The organism is Kluyvera sp. NPDC087067 (genome assembly GCF_044745165.1).
Lineage (GTDB): Bacteria > Pseudomonadota > Gammaproteobacteria > Enterobacterales > Enterobacteriaceae > Kluyvera.
Genome location: NZ_JBIUZS010000007.1, coordinates 31,004 through 55,803 on the forward strand (window position 1 = coordinate 31,004; position 24,800 = coordinate 55,803).

Here is a 24,800-nt window from a genome sequence, read left to right on the forward strand (position 1 = left end):
TGTTTTTTGAATCTGTATTGCTGGGCGGGAAATACGTGAAGATAAAGCCTCTGGCAAGGTGAGGAGGTGGAGTATGGAATTTCATGAAAATCGGGCAAGACAGCCGTTTATTGGCTTTGTACTGGTGGGGCGGTTTATTAAAAAGCAGGTTATTTTGTGGCGAACGCGTCGCGTATTGCAGGCAATGAGCGATGAACAGCTTAAAGATGTCGGGCTGCGTCGAGATGAAGTGGGTTAAGAACAGCAAAAAGAGCGACGCATGCGTGTTGTCGCTCTTTTTGCGTGCAACGTTCCACAAAAATGAATCAGTTTTGGCGGTACATATTCTTCTCTCGTAACGGCTCGTAAGAGTGAAATCGGCAGGATGCTGTGATTTTGGCAAGCGCGTAGAGTTCGGCCATCGAGTTCATTAGGTGACGGAACGCCATGAAAATACGCGTAACTTCAATGCCGCATGATGCGGTGTTTAAACAGTTTTTAAGTCACCCGGAAACGGCGCGGGACTTCCTGTTAATTCATCTTCCACCAGCGTTACGTGAACGGTGCGATCTGCAAACGCTCAAACTGGAACCCACCAGTTTTATTGAAGATAACCTGCGGGCGTATTACTCGGACGTGCTTTGGTCGCTTAAAACTCATGAGGGAGAAGGCTATATCTATGTCCTGATTGAGCATCAGAGTACGGCCGACCCGCACATGGCATTTCGGCTAATGCGTTATGCGGTTGCTGCGATGCAGCGCCATCTCGATGCCGGATATAAAACGCTGCCGCTGGTGGTACCGATGCTTTTTTATCATGGGGAGGCCAGCCCTTATCCCTATTCACTTTGCTGGCTGGACGAGTTTGCCTCGCCGACACTTGCGCGCGAGGTATATGCGACGGCGTTTCCGCTGGTCGATATTACCGTGATGCCTGACGATGAGATTGTCCATCATCGCCGGATTGCCCTGCTTGAGCTGATGCAAAAACATATCCGCCAGCGTGATTTATTGCGAATTGTTGACAAGGTGAGCGCGATTTTACTTACGGGGTTCACTAATGACAGCCAGTTGAAGACGTTGTTTAATTATTTGATACATTCTCCTGGTGCGCCGGAAGTGGGTCGGTTTATTCAGGAGATTATCCATCGGGTTCCACAGCACAAGGAGGCGTTTATGACAAACGGAGAAATATTGCAGAAGATGCTCCGGCGTTTAGGTAGACGTGAAGGTCGTAAGGAAGGGTTAGCAAAGGGTTTAGAAAAAGGCTTAGAAGAAGGATTAGAAAAAGGAATAGTTAAAGGCTTAGAAAAAGGGCTAATTGAAGGAAAACACGCTGAGGCCGTGCGTATTGCCCGTACCATGCTTGCGGAAGGTATGGCGCTTGAGATCGTGCAAAAAATTACCGGGTTAACAGCAGACGATATTGCGGTTAGCCACCATTAGTATTCAGGCCTGTAAGGTCGGCGGGTAAGCCTTCCCCTGCTATCGCTGCGGGGGAATAGGATCGGAAACCTCCGTATATACCCAACTTTACGCCCAAACCCAGTCATCTTGACTACCCTTAATACCCTAAGCGGTAAAAACAAGGAGATTCAATATGGCTTACCAGACAGTTAACCCTGCCACGAACAAGCTTATCAAAGAATACCCGGGTCACACCGATGCCGATGTGGAAGCCGCGCTCAAGGCGGCTGATGCGCTTTATCACTCCGATTGGGTGAAGGGCAATATTGACCAGCGTCTGCCAGTGCTGCATAAACTTGCCGATCTGATTGACTCGCGTGTTGACGAACTGGCAAAAATCGCCAGTCAGGAGATGGGCAAACTCATCGAACAGAGCCGTGGTGAGGTCAAGCTGTGCGCGCAGATCGCCCGCTATTACGCCGATAACGCGAAACAATTTCTGGCACCGGTTAAGTACCAATCCGAGCTTGGCGAGGCGTGGGTTGAGCATCACCCAATTGGCGTGCTGATGGCCGTCGAGCCGTGGAATTTCCCTTATTATCAACTTATGCGCGTACTGGCACCGAACCTGGCTGCGGGTAATCCGGTGCTGGCAAAACACGCCAGTATCGTGCCGCATTGTGCGGAGACCTTTGCGCATCTGGTTCGTGAAGCAGGCGCACCGGAAGGGGCATGGGCGAACCTCTTTATTACGCAGGATCAGGTCGCCAACATTATTGCCGACAAACGCGTTCAGGGCGCGGCGCTGACCGGTTCTGAAAAAGCGGGTAGCGTCGTGGCGGCGCAGGCGGCGAAACACATTAAAAAATCGACCCTGGAATTGGGCGGTAACGATGTATTCGTGGTGCTGGACGACGCCAACCTTGAGAAAGCGGTAAAAATTGGCGTGAATGCCCGACTCAACAACGCAGGTCAGGTGTGTACGGCGGCAAAACGCTTTGTGCTGCATGAGAAAATTGCCGACGCCTTCCTGAGCAAATTTACCGAAGCATTTAAGCAGGTGAAGATTGGCGACCCGCTTGATGAAAGCACCACGCTTGGCCCGCTGTCGTCAAAAGATGCGCTGGAGACGCTGACCAAACAGGTTAATGAAGCGGTGAAAAATGGGGCGAAGCTTCATCTGGGCGGTAAACCCGTCGCGCGTGATGGGAGCTTCTTTGAACCGACCATCCTGACCCATATTTCCCGCGATAATCCAGCCTATTTTGAAGAGTTCTTTGGCCCGGTCGCGCAGATTTATGTGGTGAAAGACGATGACGAAGCGGTCGCGCTGGCCAATGACTCCCACTATGGCCTGGGCGGTGCGGTCTTTAGTCAGGATATTGAGCGGGCGAAGAAAATGGCGTCGCGTATTGAGACCGGGATGGTGTACATCAACTGGCTGACCGATACTGCGGCAGAGCTGCCGTTTGGCGGCGTTAAGCGTTCCGGTTACGGGCGCGAGCTGTCGGATCTGGGGATTAAAGAGTTTGTGAACCAGAAGCTGGTGGTCGTGCATAAATAGCGGTTGTTATACAAAAAAGCCGGTCACATAACGTGACCGGCTTTTTTCTGGAACTTATCAGAAGCTGACGCCGCCGCCAACATACGCGCCGTCAATCAGCGTGTGGCCTGGGCGACCATCTTTGCCGTCTACGCTAACGTGGCGGTAACCCACTTTCAGCGTCACCGGCTTAATTGGCGTCCAGCTTACGCCGCCGTTGGCTTCAACGTAGTTTTTCACGCTGTTGTTCAGGCCATTCGGCGCGACGTAGCCTTCACCGAAGACGTTAATGCTGTCGGTCAGCGCAACGCTCACGCCGCCGCCGATTGGGAATGCGACGCCGTTATCGCCTTTTTTCGGCCCCAGGTAGATGGCTTTCGCACCGGCATTGAGCATCACCGGGCCCACTTCGAGGTTATAACCCGCGCCCACGCCGCCGGTCTGGGTGCCATCGTCGGTATTTTTAAGCCAGTTACCTTCGGCATACAGGCCAGAGGTGGATTTACCCATCTCAACGTTCAGGTTGGTGAAGTTTTTACCCTGCTCAATGCTGCCACCCATTGCCAGCGCGGAGCCAGATACGGCGGTCAGAGCGGAAAGGATAAGGATATTAAGCTTTTTCATGGTGTCTGCCTCGTTATCAAATTAATCTGAGGGCACCTTACCAAGTGGGATTTACTTCTGCAAATGTGACTGAAGTCGATTTTTAATACTGATAATGTAATCGTTATGATCTTTTTTCGTTGCTTGAATGTTTGTTTTTACCAGCGTCAACGATTAGCGTTTTGATGTTTAGCGTCTATTTAGTTTTTGGTTAAACGGACCTTGAACAGAGCGGGGGATATTGATTGGCAATGAATTAATTTCCTTTCTAATAATTTCCAAAAACGCTCCAATTGTCATGAATAAAAATAAGAATTTACATTTCTACGTATTTAATTACCCCCTACAGGCGCAGGGAGGTCGGGATTTAAGGTGTTGTTGTAGCCCGGCCAAGCGAAGCGCCGCCGGGATTTGCACCGAGCCGCTCCCGGCGGCGCTTCGCTTGGCCGGGCTACGATGCGGGTTTTGTAGGCCTGTTAAGCGCAGCGCCATCAGGCAATCAACGGTGCTTGCATACCCTATCTACGCGTTATTAGATATCTGATGATATGGTCTGATAGAGGGTTGTGAGGTGCTGGCTTAGCGCATTCTTTCGGTGCAGCGTCACCAGCAAATTATGGGTTGCTCGAGTAAAACCCACGTACAGTCGCTTAATATCATCACTAAGATCGTCTGTCTCTTCACGAATGTAAGAACTATCCATCACGACAACAGAGTGGAATTCCAGGCCCTTGCTGCTGGGTAATGGAATGATGGCGATAGTATTATTTTGAGGCGCATAGCGTTTTTTATCGTCTGGTTTTTTGATAAATGTGAAGGGTATTTTTTCATCAGTGAGTTTGTTAACCAATGTTTCTGAAAGCACTGCTGTTGATGGGCATAATATTGCCATATCGTTCCAGCTAACTCCTTTGGCGCTCTCTTTTTTTAACCATTCAACGATATGACTAATCTCTTTTCCTTGATCGGAAAACGCTCTAAGTATGGGATATTGACCATAGAGCCCACCGGCATCAGGTTTATGATATTTTAGACTTTCATCAATATGATCATTAAGATAGTCAAAGGCGATATTGGTTGCAAAATGTAATATTTGCTGAGTATTTCGATAGTTGATATTAAGGATGGTCGTACGACCCTGCGCTTTAATATCAACGCTGGAAAGCGTGAAGTCTAATGCGCTTTTCTTTTGATATATCGATTGCGCATCATCATAGAGAAAGAGCAATGCGTTGGTCTCTTTATCAACCATCTGAGAGAGTATTCTGAGCCAGTCCTGCTTGAAATCATGGCCTTCATCGATCAGAACTGCGCTGTACTGCTCCGATTTAATAGTATTGTTTTTATATCCATTAACGATTGCCTCCTCAAGGCGCGGAATAAAATTATCACCTTGTTCTGGCAAGAGGTTATGCGTTTTGGCTTGTTTAAAGCACCAGGCGTGAAAATTAACAATTTCTACTGGCACAGGGAATGCATGGCTATTGATTAACGTGTTTAATTTTCGAGCCAGCATGATGTTATAGCAAATAACCAGAATAGGTTTTTCTGATTTTTTATTTTTAGCCAGATGCAGGCACCGATAGAGTAAAATAAGTGTTTTTCCCGAACCGGCTACGCCGTGGATCACACGGTGCCCTTCGCCAAGGCTACGAGCCAATAGCTCCTGCTGTGTATCCATTATTTTAATAATACTGGGCGTTTGCAGGGAATGATTTTTCTGATGGCTTTCGCGCTGACCATCATGGTGATGGTTGATGCGAATTTCTGGGTAAAGATGCCAGCGGATACGATCGACTTGCTTTGGATTGATTTTCTGCGGGAACGTATGCTTAAGCAGTTTGAATAACCGAGTCGATATTTCTTCCTGAGACATAAATTCAGTAATGTCATCTTTGCAGATAACGATGTCAGCAGGGAATACATCATTGTGGTGACCATTGTTAAAATATTTATCAAACTGCTTACGTGTGATATTACTTAGGTAAACGCCATGACCATAAGGTGCGCAAAAACTCCCATTATAGCGCTCATTCTTTTGCTTCAACTCAGGATCTCTTTTAAGATAATTAATAGCGCTGTAAGAATATTGTCTGACTTGTTCAACGGGGTTGGTCAAAGACACCTCACCATCCACGGTCTCATACACAACATGTGATTTATTTGCTGATTTTATTTTTGTGACGTACCAGTCTTTGACTTCAATAAAAAGAAGACCTTTATTCGGATCCAAAATGATAAAGTCAGGATGTTCTTGCTTTTCACCTGTTGGAATATCGTACCAGCATAAGCAGTCTTCGTTTAGATTGCTTTCCAGTAATCTTGCCAGCCGTTTTTCACCTGCGGTAATTTTATCGCCACAGCTGCCAATGGTGGGGATGATAGTGGCCATTTTCTTCTCGCTTATTATCGTTAATTTTAATGACGATTAATTCTAATATTGTTAATTATTTTTTAACATATCGAACACAATGTGAGCGAACTTCTGCGCTAATACCGGATTTGATAAATACTGTACCATCATTTCCTGATGAGCTTCATTACTGCTGATGACTGCATCATCCACGGCCTTAATAAAGTCACCTAATATGGCTTGATCCGGCGCATTATTTCTTATTTGCTTCATGACGATACTGTTTTCATTAATTTTATTTGTGATGCTGACCGCGTAGCTAACCATATCGTTGTCGGTAAGACGATCGCTGACAAAGAGATCGTTCATGCGCGCCAGGATCTGAGACAAAAACTCTTCTTTCTTATCTTTTGGTTTTGCCGTACCGACGTCGTTGCTGGGGTTGAGCGTATATGCTGCGGCATCTTCCTGTAATTTCAGATGCTGCTCGTGGATCTTTGATAAGCGGTAGTGGCTCATCTCGACGTTGCTGAGATCGATCTCGTCTTCCTCCAGCCGTTGTTCATGTAATAAAGGCCGTAGATGGCGGGCGAATAGGCTGAGTTTTTCCAGATCTTTATCATCGTACTCGACGATCTGCGACATAAATTCGTAAAGGCGTACAAAACTACCGAGATCCTTTTTAAAAATCTCAAGCCGATCTTTTTCCTGCTTACAGGCTTTGAAGCTGTTTTCCGCATTGGTGATCAGCACCACATCACCGGTTTTCTTCGTTCTTTCAAACATCTCTTTGGCGGTCAGATAAGCATCGACGGCGAGCGCATAGCGCTTCTGCCAGCGTTCGACGGCTGGACGGCAGATATTACTGATGGCGGCGTTGGATTTATTCTTTGTAAAAAAGGCGTCGCAGAACTGCTCGACTTCGGACCAGTGGAAAATCTGACCAGCGCGCAGTTTCTCAAACAGGTCGAATACCTGTTGCGGGTCGCTGACATCGGTCAGCTTAGCGGTCTGATAATAGGGCTGGAAGGCATCCAGGATGTCCTGAGGATCGTTGTAAAAATCGAGCACGAAGGTGCCCGACTCCGCTTTGCCCGGATAGGTGCGATTCAGGCGTGAAAGGGTTTGTACGCACTCGACGCCACCAAGCGCTTTATCGACATACATGGCGCACAGTTTGGGTTGATCAAAACCGGTCTGGAATTTATTGGCAACCAGCATTACCTGGTAATCCTCACTATCGAACGCTTTACGCATATCCCGGCCTTTTAGCCCCGGATTTATGTTGGTTTCGGTGAATTTTTGGTTCTGCAACGCCAGACTGTTAGGATCGCTTTCCTGAAACTCGACTTCACCGGAAAACGCCACCATGGCGCTAATTTTTGCATAGTGGTTTTCGATGATGTATTTATCAAACGCCAGCTTGTAGCGTACCGCGGCTTTACGCGAGCTGGTGACCACCATCGCTTTCGCCTGTTCACCAAGCAGGTTCATCACATGCTTACGAAAATGCTCGACGATGACCTTCACCTTCTGCGACACGTTGTAATCGTGTAGCGTCACCCACTGGTTCAGCCTGATCTTTGCGCGGTTACTGTCTACTTCCCGGTCTTTATCTTCCAGCTTTTGCAGCAGCTGATAGGCCACTTTATAGTTGGTGTAGTTTTTCAACACATCGAGAATAAAGCCTTCCTCAATAGCTTGACGCATCGTGTAAACGTGGAACGCCGCCGGTTTGTTAGTGGCTGATGCCGTTTCTTCTGGATCAGGAAGGCGACCAAACAGCTCCAGCGTTTTGGGTTTGGGCGTGGCGGTAAAGGCGTAATAGTTCAGGTTGCCGCTGTTGCGCCGGGCGGCAATGGTGGCGTTAAGACTGTCTTCTGAAGACAGCACTGTATCCTCGTCCCGCTCTTCACTCATCAGCACTTCTTTTAGCTGTCGCGCCGTGGAGCCGCTTTGTGATGAGTGCGCCTCGTCGGCAATGACCGCGTATTTACGCTGTTTCAGGCTGACGCTGTTTTCTATCGCTTTCAGCACGAATGGGAAGGTCTGGATGGTGACGATAATGATCGGCTGCGAGTGTTCCAGAGCGCTAGCCAGCTTTTCTGATTTGGAACCCTCGCCCTCTTTATTATTAATGCGCCCGACCACGCCGTCGGCATGTTCGAACTGGTAGATGGTGTCCTGTAGCTGATCGTCGAGGACCGTGCGATCGGTGACCACGATAACCGAGTGAAACAGCTTAGCGCCGCTATCATCATGCAGGCGGGATAGCTGGTGTGCAGTCCAGGCGATAGAGTTTGACTTGCCGGAACCGGCGCTGTGCTGGATCAGATATTTGTTGCCGGTGCCCTCGACCGCAGCGGCCTGTAGCAGTCTGTTGACCACATCCCACTGGTGATAACGCGGGAAGATCAGGCTCTCTTTTTTGTACTTCTGTCCGTTCCAGTCTTCTTTCTCCTGGATTTGCAGATGCACGAAGCTGGCGAGGATTTTAAGCAGGTTATCCGGCAGCAGCACCTCGTTCCACAGATAGTCGGTCGCATAGCGGCCCGCATCTTCCGGGATCTCGTTGCCCGCGCCACCCTCTTTAGTGCCCTTGTTGAACGGCAGGAAGAAGGTGTCATCGCCCGCGAGTCGGGTGGCCATATAAACGTCGAACTGGCTGACGGCGAAGTGCACCAGCGCCCCACGCTTAAAGGTCAGCAGCGGTTCGGGTTTGTTGGTGAGCGGATCTTTCGGTAAGCGTGTTTTCTTATACTGGGTGATAGCGTTCTGTACCGCCTGCTTAAACTCGGATTTCAGCTCCAGCGTGGCGACCGGCAGGCCATTGATAAACAGCACCAGATCGATGCGCCAGCGTTTCGCTTTCAGATCATTGTTATTGACCGCGCTGGCGTGAGGGCTGTAGACCAGCTCCGGCACGATACGGCAGATATTCTGCCGGTAGCGCGCCAGGGTGTCCGGGTTGAGCGTGTGCTCTGGCTTAAACTGGCAGAAAAAGAAGCGCGCGTTACGGATTTTCAGGCCATGGCGAAGTACGCCAAGCGTGCCCCAGCTGCGCGAGAGCATATCGGTGGCGTTGATATCGGCTTTTTGAAGCTGGCCGACGACGGCGTCGAGGAAATGACGTTCGGTGTCGTTGGGGTAGATCTTCGCGAATTTTTCCCACTCCTGCGGCTGAGTGGTTTGTACAAATTGCAGGGTATCCTGCACGTAGAGCGCGCGTTCGCGATCGTAACCGTCACTTTTGCCGACGACCCAGCCGTTGGTGGACATCTGGTGGATGATGTCGTTTTGCAGGTTAATCTCGCGGGTGATGTCGAGGGTCATAGGATTGCCTCCGCTTCGGTTGCGGTTTGCTCGTCGGGGGCGCGCCAGTGACGGACGTCGATTTTGCCGGTGACGGCGGCGGAGATGAGGGCGGTGCGGCGTTCCTGGAGTAATATTACTTGTTGGTGTTGCAATTCAAGCAGATTGTCAATTTTTTTGGTTATACTATTTAAATGACTTGCTATATTTTTTGCATTTTCACAGGACCAGCCAGGAACAGGCAATTGGCTAATAAATTCCCAATTCGCTCTTGGCATTTTTGTTCCGTAAGTAGATGAATCGACTTGCTTAATAAATTCATTAGTTAAAAGATAATAATTTAAAAATTTAGGGTCTATATTACTTGTGCGTAGAACTAAAAATTCTGAAGAGCATACGCCTGAAAATGTCGCGAGCCAACACTTAGCCAAATAAGGCCGTAGTTTGCCAAAAAGAATGTCATTTTCAAAAAAGGATGATGATATTCCTTCAGGTATGATTTCATCTTTATTTATAAAACATCCAGTGCCGCTTGAAATATTTTCCATACCAATATATGGACTATTGTTTTCAGTTGTTTTATTTACTTCTAATCGAACGATGTACTTTAATTTAGTCAAAGTACAGTTTTCGGGGATTGTGCCCAACCACTCAACACCCGAATCCTTCATCATCACATCAGGATTTAGCCCTTTGGTCACCGCATGGCTAATCACGGCCTGACGTTTTTCTTTTAGCAGTTCAATAAGTTGTTGTTGTTTCTCGATAAGGTTATCGATTTTTGCTGTTTTGTAATCGAGAAAATGAGCAATTATCGATTGCTCTTGAAGACACGGGTATGGAAGTGCTATTGCACCAAATTGCTCATAGTTAATCGATTTTCCATCTCTCAAACTATCTGTAGATGCCTGTAAGGCAGAGACATAAGGAGCACTTTTTAAAAGATAGCGATAAAAAGAAAATTCAATTTCTTTGATGTTTTTCAAGACAGTGTATGCAGGTGAAACGCAACCTTGATATTTACTGTGCTCTATTCCACCTTCAAAGCTACGCAAGCTTATAACAAAATTGTTCTTTTCAATATGTCGGAAGGAATCAGTTCCCTTTAATGCCAGCATCACTTTTGATTCATTAAGTTGCATCATTAAAGTTTGAGGAATAACGCCATATTTTTGACTGGCTGCAAGTTGCTCATCATTTGAATGTGCAGGAGTTTTGACACTACTAAATAGCCGTTTCCCAGTATAAGCATGCCAATTTTGAGGTATCTCCCCCAACCACTCCACCCCAGAATCCCTATACTCCGAATACGCCTTATACTTAGCCATCAGGAGTGCACCTCCCGCAGCAACTGCATAATCTCGACGCTCACCGCATCCAAATCAGCATCAATCTCCTCCAGCGATCGCGGCGGCGTGTACACATAGAAATGACGGTTAAAAGGGATCTCGTAGCCGACAATGCCGATCTCGCCGTCTTTCGCATCGCGTTTGTCGGCGTTGATCCACGCATCGGGAACGTGCGGCAACACTTCCGCTTTGACATAGCTCTCGATCAAATCGCTGGTGGAAATAGCGGGATCCAGCGGCACGTTTTCGTTATCCCGCAGCTCGCCGTCCTGCTCAAACTCCACCACCTGCCCGCGATAGGCAAACGCGCCGTACAGCGGCTGGGCGTCTTCTTTTAATACCTTCTTCACCACCGGCTCGGCGTCTTGGTTTTTGCGTGTTACCGCGTCGATAAACTGCTTATTCTCTTTGGCATCCAGCTTCACGCCAGCGGTTTTAAGCGCGCTTTTTAAGTCAATCTGGAACTGATTGAAGTCATTGCTGATATGGGAAATACCGCCGAGCCTGTCGCCAAACGCTGCCTGGATATGCCGGGCTTTTTCCATCAACTCGCGCTGGGCCAGCCACAGCTTGCTGTCGAGCAGATCTTTGATTTGCTTCTCTTTCAGCTCGGCAAATTCGGCTTTGATAATGGCGCGGGCTTCGGTTTCCAGACCGGTGAAGTCGCCGTAGCCTGTTGCCTGCCATTGCGGGGCGAATGCCTCATACAGACATTCCATCGGCGCGTTAAGCGGCTTGGGTGCGAAGCGTAATGCGGCAATGGCTTCATCGCTGATCTGCGCGGACAGGCGCAGCGGGCGCTCAATGGTAAGGCGGCGATATCCAAAATCGGTGCTGTTGAAGATTTTGCTGGCGAAGGTTTTTGGCGCTTCGCTTTTCGCGGTGGAGGGTTGACGACCACGGCTGGATTTTTGCTCCGGCGCTTTCTCCAGCCCCAGCGCTTCCAGCGTGGTGGCCTCTATCGCCTCAAAACCACCGAAGGTCTGGGTGATGAGCCGGATATCGTCTTCACCCATCAGGTTCCGCTTCGAGCCCAGCGATTTGCGCATTTTGCCGCACAGGTTGCTGCCATCAATGAGTTGGACTTTGCCTTTGCGCTCCGGCGCTTTCTTGTTGGAGAGGATCCATACGTAGGTGGCGATACCGGTGTTGTAGAACATGTCCGTCGGCAGGGCGATGATGCCTTCCAGCAGATCGGCTTCCAGAATGTGGCGGCGGATCTCGCTTTCGCCGCTGCCTGCGCCGCCGGTAAATAGCGGGGAACCGTTAAGGATGATGCCAATACGCCCACCGCCGCTGCGGGCGTCGCGCATTTTGCTGACTAAGTGCAGCAGAAACAGCAACGAGCCATCGGAGACGCGCGGTAGGCCGGGGCCAAAGCGTCCGTCAAAACCTTTCTGCGCGTGCTCATCGCCAATCTCGCCCTCGATCTTTTTCCAGTCCACGCCGAACGGCGGGTTGGAGAGCATGTAGTCAAACTTCTCTGCGGGAAGCTGATCGTTGGAAAGGGTATTGCCGAGCTTGATGCGGCTGACATCTTGACCTTTGATCAGCATATCCGCCTTACAGATGGCGTAGGATTCGGGATTGAGCTCCTGACCAAAGGCGCGCATTACCGAGTTGGGATTGAGCTTGTGCAGCAGTTCCATCCCGGAGGAGAGAAACCCGCCGGTGCCCGCCGTCGGATCGTAAATGGTGCGGATGATGCCGTCTTTGGTGAGCGCATCGTCGTCGCCGATGAAAACCAATGAGGTGGTCAGACGCACGATATCGCGCGGGGTGAAGTGCTCACCGGCTGTCTCATTTGAGCCTTCCGCGAAGCGGCGGATTAACTCTTCAAACACCAGCCCCATATCATGGTTGGAAATGTCCTTCGGGCTTAAATCTGCTTTTGCAAACTTTTCCACCACCTTATACAGCAGGTTGGCCTCTTCCAGTTGGTCGACAAACTCGCTGAACTTGAAGTGGTCAAAAATCTCACGGGCATCGGTTGAAAAGGATTGAACGTACTTTTCCAGGTTGGCCTTGATGCCGTTTTGCCCCATCTTGCTGAGGTCCATCGGCGAGGTGTTAAAGAACGTCAGCCCGCCCGTTGCCCGCAGCAGCATCTTTTCCTGCGCCTCTTCCGGCAGGTTCATGGCCTGAACGTTTTCGACCTGAGCCAGTACGGACGCTTTGCTCTCTTCCAGCACGCACTCCAGACGGCGCAGCAGAGTAAAAGGGAGGATAATGCGGCCATATTGGGACTGTTTGAAATCGCCGCGCAGCAGGTCGGCAACGGACCAGAGAAAGGCAGCGACTTGAGAGAAATTAATGTCTGGCATTGGGAGGGATCCTTGATGATGATATCTAGTATCCCCGCTAAAAACTTTTATCTTGTTGAAACTGATCAATAAAATCTTTTAAATCAATCGATTATAGTTGTCATTAATGTATTAGATATTTTTATTAGTTTCAGTGTTGTTTGACGCCGGGCAAAGGGAGCTAACGATTATTTATATGTATGTGTATACCGGTAGAATGGCTTGATTGTGATGATTTGGTAGGCCAAAAGGTAGCCCGGCCAAGCGAAGCGCCGCCGGGATTTGCACCGAGCGGCTCCCGGCGGCGCTTCGCTTGGCCGGGCTACGGGTTACGGGTTACGGGTTATTTTTTCAGGCTGGCGAATGCCGCGCGAATTTCGTCTTCCGGCAGGGCTAAACCGATAAACACCATCGTGCTATGCGGCGTTTCCTCCGCCCACGGTCTATCCCAATCTGCGCTGTATAAGCGCTGCACGCCCTGAAACAGCAGGCGATTCGGTTCCCCATCAATCCACAGCATCCCTTTGTAGCGCAGCAGCTTGTCGGCAAAATCCAGCAGCAGATTTTCCATCACCCGGGAGACTTCGCTGATATCCACCGGGTAATCCAGCTCGACCACGATAGACGACACGTCGTTTTGTTTGTCGGCCATAAAGTGGAAACGCGGCGTTGAGGTGACGTTCTCCTCCAGCATAAAACCGTTGGTGTTAAACAGCTGGGAGAGGTCGATATCGCCGTGGATCACGGTGTAAATCGGCGCACGAGCGTTGATACGTGTTAGACGTTCGCGCAGTTTTACGGTGTCACCGGCCACGTCGGTTTTGGTCAGCAGAATACGGTCGGCGTAACCCACCTGCGACTGGGCGATGGTGAACTGGTTCATCTGCTCGTTGGCGTGTACCGCGTCAACCAGCGCAATGACGCCGTCCAGCAGGTAACGTTCGCACAGAACGTCGTGGGAGAAAAAGGTCTGGATGATCGGGCCGGGGTCGGCCATGCCGGTGCATTCAATCACCAGGCGGTCGAACTGAATATTACCGTTGTCGCGGTTATCGAGCAGGTCGAGCAGTGCGTCCTCGAGCTCATTGGAACGGGTGCAGCAGATGCAGCCGTTGGTCAGGGTTTTGATTTGGGTGGCGCGGTCGCCAATTAACTGGTCGTCAACGGAGACTTCACCGAACTCGTTTTCAATCACGGCAATCTTAAAGCCGTGCTCTTCGTTAAGAATGTGGCGCAGGAGGGTGGTTTTTCCCGCACCGAGGAAACCGGTAAGTAGAGTAACTGCAATCGGGGTCATGTTGTCTCCATTAGCAGCAGCGCATGCCGCCTTTTCCATCGCCGCCATAGCGCGCTTGCTGGCGTTCGCGGAAGAACTCTTCGTAGGTCATGTATGGCTTATCCGGGTGGTTGGTCTGCATGTGCAGGACGTAGTTGTCGTAATCCGGGATGCCAATCAGCATTTTTGCTGCCTGACCGAGATATTTTTTTGCCTGTCCTAAATTACCAAACATTGTCGCATCCAGATAATGAATAAAGCCGGATGGCGGCGAGCGCCTTATCCGGCCTACAGTGATGTACTGATTGTAGGCCGGATAAGCGTAGCGCCATCCGGCATCAGGTTTAGTGGTGTGAAGAGGTCTTCACACCGCCTTCAGGTACCGGCACATACGGTGTCTCTTTGTCGGTACGTTTATCGCTATTGCGCACCTGCATCCAGGTTTTGAAACCGTAGAAGATGATGCTGTACACCACCACCAGGAACAGAATACTCAGACCGGCGTTGGTGTAGTTGTTGATAACGATATGGTTCATGTTGGCAATCTGCTGTGCAGTCAGTTCGCCACCGGCAGCAATCTTCTCTTTGTACTGGCCCGCCATGTAGAAGAAGCCTTCCATCTGCGGGTTGCTGCTGAACAGTTTCAGACCTAGCGCCCAGGTGGTGCAGATAAGCAGCCAGACAGCCGGGATAGTGGTTACCCAGATGTATCTGGAGCGCTTCATCTTAATCAGGATAACCGTACCCAGTACCAGCGCCACGGCGGCCAGCATCTGGTTAGAGATACCGAACAGCGGCCACAGGCTTTTCACGCCGCCCAGCGGGTCGACCACGCCCTGATACAGCAGGTAGCCCCACAGACCAACACACCCTGCGGTGGCAACCACACCGGCAACCAGAGAGTCGGTTTTCTTCAGGAATGGCACGAAGTTACCCAGCAGGTCTTGCAGCATAAAGCGTCCTGCACGAGTACCGGCGTCCAGCGCGGTCAAAATAAACAGCGCCTCAAACAGAATCCCGAAGTGATACCAGAAGCCCATATCGGCCATCGGCAGCACTTTGTGGAATACGTGCGCGATACCAACAGCCAGCGTCGGTGCGCCACCTGCGCGGTTCAGTACCGACGGTTCGCCGATATCTTTCGCCGTTTGCAGGATTTGCTCAGGCGTAATGACAAAGCCCCACGAGCTGACCGTCGCCGCCGCATGGACGGTAACATCTTTTAGCTGTGCCGCAATCATTGCCGCGTTTTCACCGCCCATCTCATGCAGGTTTGGCATGGTAATGCCAAGGCCCGCAGGCGGGGTGTTCATCGCGAAGTACAGACCCGGTTCGATAATGGAAGCCGCCACCAGCGCCATAATCGCCACGAAGGATTCCATCAGCATCGCGCCGTAACCAATCAGGCGAGCGTCGTTCTCGTTCGCCAGCAGTTTCGGCGTGGTGCCTGAGGAGATCAGCGCGTGGAAGCCAGAGACGGCGCCACAAGCGATGGTGATAAACAGGAACGGGAACATCGCGCCTTTCCACAGCGGGCCGGTACCGTCGATGTACTGGGTCACTGCAGGCATTTTCAGGTCAGGGTTCAGGATAACAATACCCAGCGCCAGACCGACGATCACGCCGATTTTCAGGAAGGTCGCGAGGTAGTCACGCGGTGCCAGAATCAGCCATACCGGCAGCAGCGCGGAGATGAAGGCGTAACCAATCAGCGCAAAGGTGATGGTGGTGTCTTTAAAGGTCAGCGCCGGGCCCCAGTACGGGTCGTGGGCAATCACGCCGCCGAAGTAGATAGAGGCAACCAGCAGCACGATACCAATCACCGACACTTCGCCTACGCGACCCGGGCGGATAAAGCGCATGTAGATACCCATAAACAGGGCAATCGGCACGGTTGAGCAGACGGTGAACACGCCCCACGGGCTTTCCGCCAGCGCTTTTACAACGATCAGCGCCAGCACCGCCAGGATGATAATCATAATCAGGAAGCAGCCGAACAGGGCAATGGAGCCCGGCACGCGGCCCATCTCTTCTTTGACCATTTCACCCAGCGAGGAACCGTTACGGCGCGTGGAGATAAACAGCACCATAAAGTCCTGCACCGCCCCCGCGAGTACCACGCCTGCCAGCAGCCAGAGCGTACCCGGCAGGTAGCCCATTTGTGCGGCAAGTACCGGCCCTACCAGCGGGCCCGCACCGGCGATAGCGGCGAAGTGGTGGCCGAACAGCACGTAGCGGTTGGTCGGCACGTAGTTCAGGCCATCGTTATTAATGACCGCCGGCGTTGCACGCGTCGGGTCAAGCTTCATCACCTTCTGGGCGATGTAAAGGCTGTAGTAGCGATACGCCACCAGATACACAGAAACCGACGCCACGACGATCCACAGGGCACTGACGTGCTCACCGCGGCGTAGGGCGACGACCGAAAGGCAAAATGCGCCGATGATTCCAAGAATCACCCAGGGTATGTGCTTGAATAGCTTTTTAGTATCCATAGTAAAACCTGGCTATTTAAGATGAATTTTCAGCCGAAGCTGCCGTTGTTTTAAGTTTGCTTTGAGGAGGTATTGACGTTGATGCTGGGGACAAGTTTGCCAGCTGACGCGCGCGTAAAGTTGAGTAAGTGGGTGAGCGGTTGAAAGTCAGGGCTAAGCGGTTGCGTGCGGGGATGAGCGGTTGAGCAAGCTCTGAGCAACGAGGAAATATGTGATTGAGATCGCAAGTTTTTTTCGCGCCTCCGACCCTCTACCACGTTCTTCGTATGATTAAAAACCAATAAAAAACACTATTGTCACTAATTGATCACAACTCCGGCTGATGACCGACCTCATGCCGCGCCTTTTTCCCGACTATTTGACTGACCTCTGGACGGTGAGCGACTTAGACCGCCGACCTGTTTTACTCAAAAGGATTAACACAATGAAAAATGTGCGGATAAAAGCCATGTGTTGCGTTCTGGGCCTGGGAATGTTGTGTCCGGCGATAGGCTATTCAGCCACTGAATTACGCATGTCGTGGTGGGGCGGCAACCAGCGACATCAGGCGACCACCGAGGCGATTAAAGCCTTCGAAGCGCAAAACCCTGACGTCAAAATTAATACCGAACCGAGCGGCTGGGATGGTTATCTCTCGCGCCTGAGTACGCAGCTGGCAGGCAATACCGAGCCGGATGTGATGCAAATCAACTGGAACTGGTTGGTGATGTTCTCAAAAAAGGGCGACGGTTTTTACGACATTAATCGCCAGGCTGCGGTTATCGATCTCAGCCAATTCTCCCATCAGGGGAAGCAACTGGTCACCATGAACGGCAAACTCAACGGCGTGCCGGTGGCAATGACCGGACGGTCGATGTACTACAACCCGGAGCTGTGGAAAAAAGCGGGCGTCGCGTACCCGCAAACCTGGGAACAAATGATCGCCGCAGGGCCAGCGTTTAAAAATAAGCTCGGCGAGGATTACTACCCGTTTATTCTCGCCAATCATGACACCACCATCATGACGTTTCTGAACTCGTATATGGTGCAGAAATACAATATCCCGATGATTGACCCACAGAAAAAAACCTTCACCTACAGTCGCGAGCAGTGGCTGGACTATTTCGGTCTATACAAAAAGCTGGTGGATAACCACGTCATTCCGTCGATGAAATATTTGTCGTCATTCGGTAAGGCCAACGCCTGGGAAATTAAACCGTGGCTTGATAGCAAAATTGGCGGCGTCCATACCTGGAGCACCGACGGCACGTTTGCCGGAAGCCTGCGCGCGCCTGCCCATCTGGAGGTTGGCCCGTATCCAATGATCCCCGGCGCGACCGATGCCGGAATTTTCTTTAAACCCTCAATGATGTTCTCAGTGGGTAAGAACAGTCGTCACCCGGAACTTGCGGCAAAGCTGATTAACTTCCTGCTTAATGACCCGCAGGGCGTGAAAGCAATGGGCCTCCAGCGTGGCGTGCCGCTGAGCGCCGAGGCGGTGAAAGTGCTGCAACAAGACGGCGTGCTGGATAGCAGCCAGATTCAGGTGCAGGGGCTGGCGCAGGTTGAAAAACTGGCGGGCAATATTGAGCCGTCGCCGTGGTTTGAAAACCCACAGCTGCTCGCTTATTTCCTTGATGCGGTACAGCGCTACGACTATGGGCAATTAACCCTTGAACAACTGGCCGATGAGTTCCCGCAGCGCGGGCAGCGGGTGCTGAAAAAGATCATGTGAATGAGGTGGTTATGTCGCAATTATTAAAAGAGAGCATTTTAAGCAAGCTGGATACGCTGTTTAATGAAGTGATTGTGGTGCGTACCAACGACGCTGAGCTTAAAAAACAGAAGGTTATCGCTTCTGATTTGTCGATTGAAAACTGGGACTGGTCGCAGGGCGTAGGGATTTACGGCATCTGGCGTTTGTACAAGATTACTCACGAACCGCGCTATTTGGCCTACCTGAACGGTTGGTTTGCCCGTCGGCAGGCGGAAGGGCTGCCCGAAAAGAACATTAACCGAATGGCGCCGATGCTGACCGCAACCTGCATGGCTGCGGAACTGGGCGAAACGCGCTGGCTGGCGGAAATTGCCGAGTATGCCGACTGGATCGATAAGCGGCTGCTGCGCACTCAGGAAAACGGTTTTACCCACTGCACCAGCGACCATCTGAACGAAGAACAATTGTGGGTCGACACGCTGTTTATGAGCGGTCTGTTCCACGCCAAAGCCTCGCAACTGCTCGGCCAGCCGCAGTACATGGATGATGTGGCATATCAATTTTTACTGCACATCAAATACTTAGTCGACCGCCGCAGCGGGCTGTGGATGCACGGCTGGAGCTTTATCGAGCGCAACAACTATGCTGCCGCGCTCTGGGGGCGCGGTAACGGCTGGGCGGCGGTGGGGAGCGTCGATTTTCTTGAGATGGCGACAAAGGAGACGGCGAATACCCGGTTTATTCGCGAGGCGTTTGTCCGCCAGATGCAAGCGGCAGTGCATTACCAGCACAGCAACGGCATGTGGTCGACGCTTATCGATCATCCCGAAAGCTATGAAGAGGCTTCAGGCACCGCCGGGCTGACCTACGCGCTGTTAAAAGGCGCGCGTCTTGGCCTGGTGGATGGCCGCTGTCGGGATGCTGGCTGGGCGGGCGTGCAGGCGCTGATTGCGCGTATCAGTGAACAAGGGGAAGTGGCGGATGTGTCGGCTGGAACATCGGTAGGGCGGGATCTTCAACACTATCTGAATATTCGCGTTCGTCAGCGCGCCTACGGGCAATCGCTGGCCATGCTGGCACTTGGGGAAGCGCTTGCCCATTTGAACTCATAACTTAAGGATAAGGTCATGACAACAAACCCCAGCGTAATGCTGAGCGTGGAGGAAGAGAAAAAAATTCTGGCACGGATCCGTGACCCACAGTTCCCGGCGCGTGATATTAACGTGCGGGACTGCGGCGCGGTCGGTGATGGTACGACGCTCGATACCGACGCCATCCAGCGGGCGATAAATGAAACCCATGCGCTGGGCGGTGGACGGGTAGTGATCCCCTCCGGCCGCTTTCTGACCGGTTCGCTAGAGCTGCTCAGTCACGTCAATTTGCATCTGCAAAACCGCGACAGCGTGCTGCTGTTTACTACACAAACCACCGAGGCGAACTATCCGCTGGCCTACGGTCACTGGGAGTGTTCGCCGCTGTGGAACTACCGGGCGCTCATCTACGCGCATCGTGCCGACAATATCGCCCTGACCGGCCACGGCGTGCTGGACGGGCAAGCCAGCGAAAGCGTGTGGTGGCACTGGACGCATCAGATTGAACACGCCTGGTCGACCCATGCTCAGAACCTACAGCGGGCGGGTAGCCTGCGGCTTCGCGAGATGAATCAAAGCGGCGTGCCGGTATCCGAGCGCCGCTTTGGCGATGGTTTCTATTTACGGCCGATGTTTATTCAGACGCTGCACTGCCACAACGTGCTGCTGGAGGGGGTGACCCTGCGCAACTCGCCGATGTGGCAGGTGAACCCGGTGATGTGTCGCAACGTCACCGTGCGCGCAATGACGCTGCGATCGCACGGGCATAATAACGACGGCGTCGATCCTGAAAGCTGCTGTGATGTGCTGATTGAAGATAACCTGTTTGACTCCGGTGATGATTGCATTGCCATTAAATCCGGGCGCGACCGTGACGGGCGCGAGGCAAATATTCCCTGTGAAAACATCATTATCCGCAATAACCGTTTTGCTGACGGCCACGGTGGCATTGCGTTGGGCAGCGAAATGAGCGGCGGTATTCGCAACGTTTTCGCTGTCGGTAATGAGTTTGACAGTCCGGCGCTGACCTATCCTCTGCGCCTGAAGGCCAACGCCCTGCGCGGGGGGATTATTGAAAACGTCTGGCTGCGTCATTCGCGGGTGAAGCGGGTGCGCGATGCGGTGGTTCACGCCACCATGAACTACGCCGAAGGGATATACGGCGATCATCTGCCGCGTTTTCGCAATATCGTTATTGAAGATCTGCAAGCCAGCGGCGGTGAATACGGCCTGTTTATTGAAGGGCTGCCGCAGTCGCCCATTGATGGGCTGGTGCTAAAAGATATTCATATCACCGACGTAGAAAACCCGCTTCATGCCGCCCACTGGGGCAGCGGCGTGCAGATGGAAAACGTCACCATTAACGGACTGGCCTATCCGCGTCCGGTTCAGCTGTTTATTCGCGGGCTGCCGCAGGCGGGGGATTATCTACGTGCCTCGGCGCGGTTACCGGGAAACGATGAGGCGCCGCTACATTATTGCTGGTGGATCGGCAAAACGGCAGACGGCCCAATGGCGGCGCTGGCTGAGGGAGACATTCTGGCGCTGACCCCAACCATGGCCGGCCGCTTTGTGCGTTGCCAGGTGAGATACGGCGACATGCATCTGGTGAGTAAAGCCTGGAAAATTCAGCCAGAAAGCAGCATCCAGCTGGAAAACAGCGAGTCGGTGAATACCGGCATTCTGCGCGCGCGGGGAATTGTTGGCGCCGAGAGCGGTGGCGAATGCATCACCCGCTTTGAACTGGCGCAGATGGTCATTCGGCTGTGGGGCTTACAGTACCACTCAGCCAGCGGCCTGGAGATTGCCGACTTTCCGACCGATTCGGTCTGGTATCCGGCGATAGATGCCCTGATCCGCCGTGGCATGATGGCGCTGCAAAAGGGGAAATTTCTCCCGGATAGGCCTATTCGTCGCGAAGAGGCGGCAACGGTAGCCATGATGAGCTGCGGGGTTTCCTACCGCAATGCCTCCACGATGCTGATATCGACCTTCACCGATGGGCGAATTTTGCGTGATATCTACCTGACCAATGCCCAGCGGGCGGTGGCTTTCGGCTTTTTAAGCTGCGATGACGAAGGGCGTTTCCACCCGCGCCGCTATTTACGTCGCCATGAAGCGCTGGAGATGATGCTTGCCATCAGCCATTTTGTGGGCGACCAGGATACGCCGGACAAGCGGATCAAACGGCTGCGTTAAACGGATAAGCGGCGGGCAGTTTGATCGATCGAACGGATCATCGACTGCTTTGCCGTCATCAAATGGTTGCGCAGCGCCATCGTGGCATCCAGATCGTTTCGGCAGATAAGCGCGATCAAAATCATCATGTGTTCATCAATAGCGATAATATTGCGCTGTTTTAGATCGCTTTCATCCCACTGATAATGGAAGTGGAAAATAACCGAGATAATTTCCAGCGACTGATTGAAAAATATATTATCGGCAGCGGAGAGTAATAAACCATGAAATTCATGATCAAGCTGAGAGAACGTTTTAACATTGTCGCCAATGCTGTCTCTTAATTGTCGGTGATATTCCAATAAGGTTTTTGCCTGCAACCAACGTGGATCGTCATCAGGTAGGATTAAAAAACGCTGGAGGGCATGTAACTCTAACATTTCACGCAATTCAAAAAGCTGCTCGGCATACTGGCGGTCGAAATTTTTCATCCGCCATAGCCCGCGTTTTTCACTGACGATCAGGTTATAACGGCCAAATTTTAATAAGTATTCTCGGGCGGCAACCGGGCTCACACCGGCCATTTTGGCCAGCTGAATTTCACTGATGACCTCCCCGGCTTTAAGCTGCCTCTGGTTTATCATCGAGAAAAATGCCTGCTCAAAAATGCGCGTCTGTTCCTCCAGCGAGGCATCGGTACATTCGAAGCCATCCAGCGCATCGGGCTTGCGTATGATGATGTAATCGCTGCCTATTTTTTCCAGCACGCCGCGCTGTTCAAGATGTGAAAGCATATGCCTGACGGTGGTGCGGCTGATGTTGAACATCTCGGCGAGCGCCGACTGTACCGGCAGCGGCGAGGGGATATGCCCTTTCGCAATGCCTTCAATTATTTGGTTCACCACGCTGCGACGTAAATTCTGCGAACGGCTCATTGCGCATCCTCCTGCTGATGATTAAAGACGAATTTAAAACATCTTTCTGCGCTGATATTCACAACAATGAATCACGCCGCTGAGGAAATATCTGCTTATCGACAATAACAAGGATAACGAAAAAGAAGAAGCGGAGAAGAGAATAATGAAAACATTAGTCTGTCAGCAACCGGGGGAATTAACGTGGCAATGCCGGAATATTCCAGAACCCCAACAAAATGAGGTGTTAATAAAAGTTAAGAGCGTGGGGATTTGCGGAACCGATATTCATGCCTGGAGTGGTAAACAGCCTTTTTTCAGCTATCCGAGAGTTTTAGGCCATGAGATTTGTGGCGACATCGCGGCGTTGGGCTGCGGTGTGAACTCGTGGCGCGTGGGGCAGCAGGTGGCGGTGATCCCGTATGTCGCCTGCCATGAGTGTAGCGCCTGTCGTAGTGGACGAACCAACTGCTGCGAAAATATCGCGGTGATCGGTGTCCATCGCGATGGTGGGTTCAGTGAATACCTGAGCGTGCCGCAGCAAAATATCCTGCTGGCTGAGGGCATTGCGCCAGAAGCCGTGGCGCTGATTGAACCCTTCGCCATCAGCGCGCATGCGGTGCGACGGGCGGCGGTTCAACCGGAGGATGCGGTACTGGTGGTGGGCGCCGGGCCGATTGGTCTGGGCACGGCGGCAATCGCCAAAGCACATGGGGCGCAGGTGATGGTTGCGGATACCCATCCGCAACGGCGCGATCATGTGGCTTGCCAGTTGGATCTGCCAACGCTGGATCCGCTGGCTACGGATTTCCACGATCGATTACGTGACGGTTTTAGCGGTAATTTACCGCAGACGGTGATCGACGCCACCGGCAGCCCGCAGTCGATGAATCAGGCGGTGGATCTGATCCGTCACGGCGGCAGCATTGTCTTTGTTGGCCTGTTTAAAGGCGATTTACAGTTTTCTGACCCGGAGTTCCATAAAAAAGAGACCACCTTGATGGGCAGTCGCAATGCGACGGCGGCGGACTTTGCGCACGTTGGGGAGCTGATGCAGCGCGGGTTGCTGCGCGCAGAGATGCTACTGACTCATCGGTTGCGCTTTGATGAACTGGGTAGCACCTATGAGCAAGAGGTCATCAACAATCCACAGTTGATTAAAGGCGTGATAGAGTTCGGATAGAACATCGCTGGCGCGGTTCCCTATAAATGTGATGAAAATCACTATGTTAACTAAGTAAAACCCGCGCCTCTACCTGCCTGACACTCTGGAGAACAAGAATGACCACGGTAAACATCGCGCTCAATGATGCCTATGCGCTAGCCCTTGAGGTTCTGCGCTCGAATGGATTTTCCCAACCTCACGCCGACGCGATTGCGCGTAACGTGACGGCGGGCGAACGTGACGGTTGTGCGTCGCACGGCCTGTGGCGGCTATTGGGGATTGTGGAGACGCTGCGCAAGGGCAAGGTGTCAGCTGATGCGAAGCCGGTTATCGTTGATCAGGCACCGGCCATCGTTAAAGCGGATGCTCGGGGCGCGTATTCGCTGTGTGCATATGAACAGGCGCTGCCGCTGCTGATTGAGAAAGCGCGCCACAGCGGCATTGCGGCGCTGGCGATTAATCATTGTGTGCATTTTTCGGCGCTGTTTGCCGACGTGGAACCGCTGACCGATGTTGGGCTGGTGGGCTATGCCTGTACGCCAAGCCACGCCTGGGTGGCACCGGCTGGTGGCACTCAACCGTTATTTGGTACCAACCCGATTGCCTTTGGCTGGCCACGCGGCGACAAGCCGCCGTTTATTTTTGATATGGCAACCAGTGCGGCGGCGCGCGGGGAAATTCAGCTACATCAGCGGGCGGGCAAGGCGATTCCAGAAGGTTGGGGGATTGATAGCGACGGGCAGCCAACCACCGATCCACAGTCGGTGCTGGAGGGGGCAATGCTGACCTTTGGCGGTCATAAAGGATCTGCGCTGGCGGCGATGGTCGAACTGTTTGCCGGGCCGCTGATTGGCGATATGACCAGCGCCGAATCCCTGGCGTGGGATAACGGGGCGGGCGGCCTGCCGTACGGCGGTGAATTGATTCTGGCGCTCGACCCGCAGCGTTTCCTGGGCGCAGAGGCCGATGCGCATCTGGCACGCGCCGAAACGCTGTTTAGCGGGATGCAGGCACAGGGAGCGAGATTGCCGGGTGAACGTCGCTATCTGGCGCGTGAGCACAGTGAGAAGCAGGGACTGGAGATTCCTCGTCGCCTGTACGATGAGATTTGCGCGCTGCGCGGATAATATTGCCTG

Annotated in this window: 17 protein-coding genes; 8 read left to right on the forward strand and 9 right to left on the reverse strand. The window is 52.1% G+C overall.

Annotated elements, in window-relative coordinates; translation table 11 throughout:
* The first annotated feature begins 73 nt into the window (after positions 1–73).
* The 3 genes from ACIPDS_RS17250 to ACIPDS_RS17260 all read left to right on the forward strand — a co-directional run bounded on the left by ACIPDS_RS17250 (position 74) and on the right by ACIPDS_RS17260 (position 2,950).
* On the forward strand, positions 74–238 hold the full coding sequence (locus ACIPDS_RS17250) for a DUF1127 domain-containing protein (protein WP_400738389.1): 165 nt from the start codon (positions 74–76) through the stop codon (positions 236–238).
* Between the two features lie 188 nt (positions 239–426).
* The gene (locus ACIPDS_RS17255) at positions 427–1,425 is read left to right on the forward strand and encodes an Rpn family recombination-promoting nuclease/putative transposase (RefSeq protein ID WP_400738392.1); all 999 of its coding nucleotides are present in this window, start codon (positions 427–429) and stop codon (positions 1,423–1,425) included.
* Between the two features lie 154 nt (positions 1,426–1,579).
* Complete coding sequence (locus tag ACIPDS_RS17260; protein ID WP_400738395.1) at positions 1,580–2,950, forward strand: NAD-dependent succinate-semialdehyde dehydrogenase; 1,371 nt, start codon at positions 1,580–1,582, stop codon at positions 2,948–2,950.
* A gap of 57 nt (positions 2,951–3,007) precedes the next feature.
* On the opposite strand, the gene ACIPDS_RS17265 is transcribed toward ACIPDS_RS17260, so the two are convergent.
* The 8 genes from ACIPDS_RS17265 to btsT all read right to left on the reverse strand — a co-directional run bounded on the left by ACIPDS_RS17265 (position 3,008) and on the right by btsT (position 16,620).
* Positions 3,008–3,553 (reverse strand): YfaZ family outer membrane protein, encoded by a 546-nt coding sequence (locus ACIPDS_RS17265; RefSeq protein ID WP_400738398.1) that lies wholly within the window; start codon positions 3,551–3,553, stop codon positions 3,008–3,010.
* Between the two features lie 511 nt (positions 3,554–4,064).
* Entirely contained in the window at positions 4,065–5,924 is a 1,860-nt protein-coding gene (locus ACIPDS_RS17270; RefSeq protein ID WP_400738401.1) for a 3'-5' exonuclease, read from the reverse strand.
* A gap of 51 nt (positions 5,925–5,975) precedes the next feature.
* Entirely contained in the window at positions 5,976–9,218 is a 3,243-nt protein-coding gene (locus ACIPDS_RS17275) for a type I restriction endonuclease subunit R (RefSeq protein ID WP_400738404.1), read from the reverse strand.
* Positions 9,215–10,525, reverse strand: coding sequence for a restriction endonuclease subunit S (locus tag ACIPDS_RS17280; RefSeq protein ID WP_400738407.1), 1,311 nt, complete (start codon positions 10,523–10,525; stop codon positions 9,215–9,217). Before ACIPDS_RS17280 ends, ACIPDS_RS17275 begins: the two co-directional genes overlap by 4 nt.
* Complete coding sequence (locus tag ACIPDS_RS17285) at positions 10,525–12,870, reverse strand: N-6 DNA methylase (protein WP_400738410.1); 2,346 nt, start codon at positions 12,868–12,870, stop codon at positions 10,525–10,527. The genes ACIPDS_RS17280 and ACIPDS_RS17285 overlap by 1 nt, the downstream gene beginning before the upstream one ends.
* A gap of 322 nt (positions 12,871–13,192) precedes the next feature.
* The gene (gene yjiA, locus ACIPDS_RS17290; protein ID WP_400738412.1) at positions 13,193–14,146 is read right to left on the reverse strand and encodes a GTPase; all 954 of its coding nucleotides are present in this window, start codon (positions 14,144–14,146) and stop codon (positions 13,193–13,195) included.
* 10 nt (positions 14,147–14,156) lie between these two features.
* On the reverse strand, positions 14,157–14,360 hold the full coding sequence (locus ACIPDS_RS17295; RefSeq protein ID WP_400738414.1) for a YbdD/YjiX family protein: 204 nt from the start codon (positions 14,358–14,360) through the stop codon (positions 14,157–14,159).
* A gap of 109 nt (positions 14,361–14,469) precedes the next feature.
* Positions 14,470–16,620, reverse strand: coding sequence for a pyruvate/proton symporter BtsT (gene btsT / locus ACIPDS_RS17300; protein WP_400738417.1), 2,151 nt, complete (start codon positions 16,618–16,620; stop codon positions 14,470–14,472).
* 424 nt (positions 16,621–17,044) lie between these two features.
* Here btsT and ACIPDS_RS17305 point away from each other — a divergent pair, with 424 nt between their 5' ends.
* The 3 genes from ACIPDS_RS17305 to ACIPDS_RS17315 are packed head-to-tail and all read left to right on the forward strand — an operon-like array spanning position 17,045 to position 21,606.
* Positions 17,045–18,334 carry an ABC transporter substrate-binding protein gene (locus ACIPDS_RS17305; protein WP_400738419.1) on the forward strand — a complete coding sequence of 430 codons (1,290 nt, stop codon included), beginning with the start codon at positions 17,045–17,047 and terminating at the stop codon, positions 18,332–18,334.
* Positions 18,335–18,345: 11 nt separating this feature from the next.
* Positions 18,346–19,428: a glycoside hydrolase family 105 protein gene (locus ACIPDS_RS17310; protein WP_400738422.1), complete on the forward strand. Its 1,083-nt coding sequence runs from the start codon at positions 18,346–18,348 to the stop codon at positions 19,426–19,428.
* 15 nt (positions 19,429–19,443) lie between these two features.
* Complete coding sequence (locus ACIPDS_RS17315) at positions 19,444–21,606, forward strand: glycosyl hydrolase family 28 protein (RefSeq protein ID WP_400738425.1); 2,163 nt, start codon at positions 19,444–19,446, stop codon at positions 21,604–21,606.
* Here ACIPDS_RS17315 and ACIPDS_RS17320 read toward each other — a convergent pair.
* Complete coding sequence (locus ACIPDS_RS17320) at positions 21,603–22,520, reverse strand: GntR family transcriptional regulator (RefSeq protein ID WP_400738427.1); 918 nt, start codon at positions 22,518–22,520, stop codon at positions 21,603–21,605. The genes ACIPDS_RS17315 and ACIPDS_RS17320 overlap by 4 nt on opposite strands.
* A 145-nt stretch (positions 22,521–22,665) precedes the next feature.
* On the opposite strand from ACIPDS_RS17320, the gene ACIPDS_RS17325 reads away from it, so the two are divergent.
* Together ACIPDS_RS17325 and ACIPDS_RS17330 are read left to right on the forward strand one after the other, a co-directional pair.
* Entirely contained in the window at positions 22,666–23,682 is a 1,017-nt protein-coding gene (locus ACIPDS_RS17325; RefSeq protein WP_400738429.1) for a zinc-binding alcohol dehydrogenase family protein, read from the forward strand.
* A 98-nt stretch (positions 23,683–23,780) separates the two neighbouring features.
* Entirely contained in the window at positions 23,781–24,791 is a 1,011-nt protein-coding gene (locus ACIPDS_RS17330) for an Ldh family oxidoreductase (protein WP_400738432.1), read from the forward strand.
* Positions 24,792–24,800: the final 9 nt, after the last annotated feature.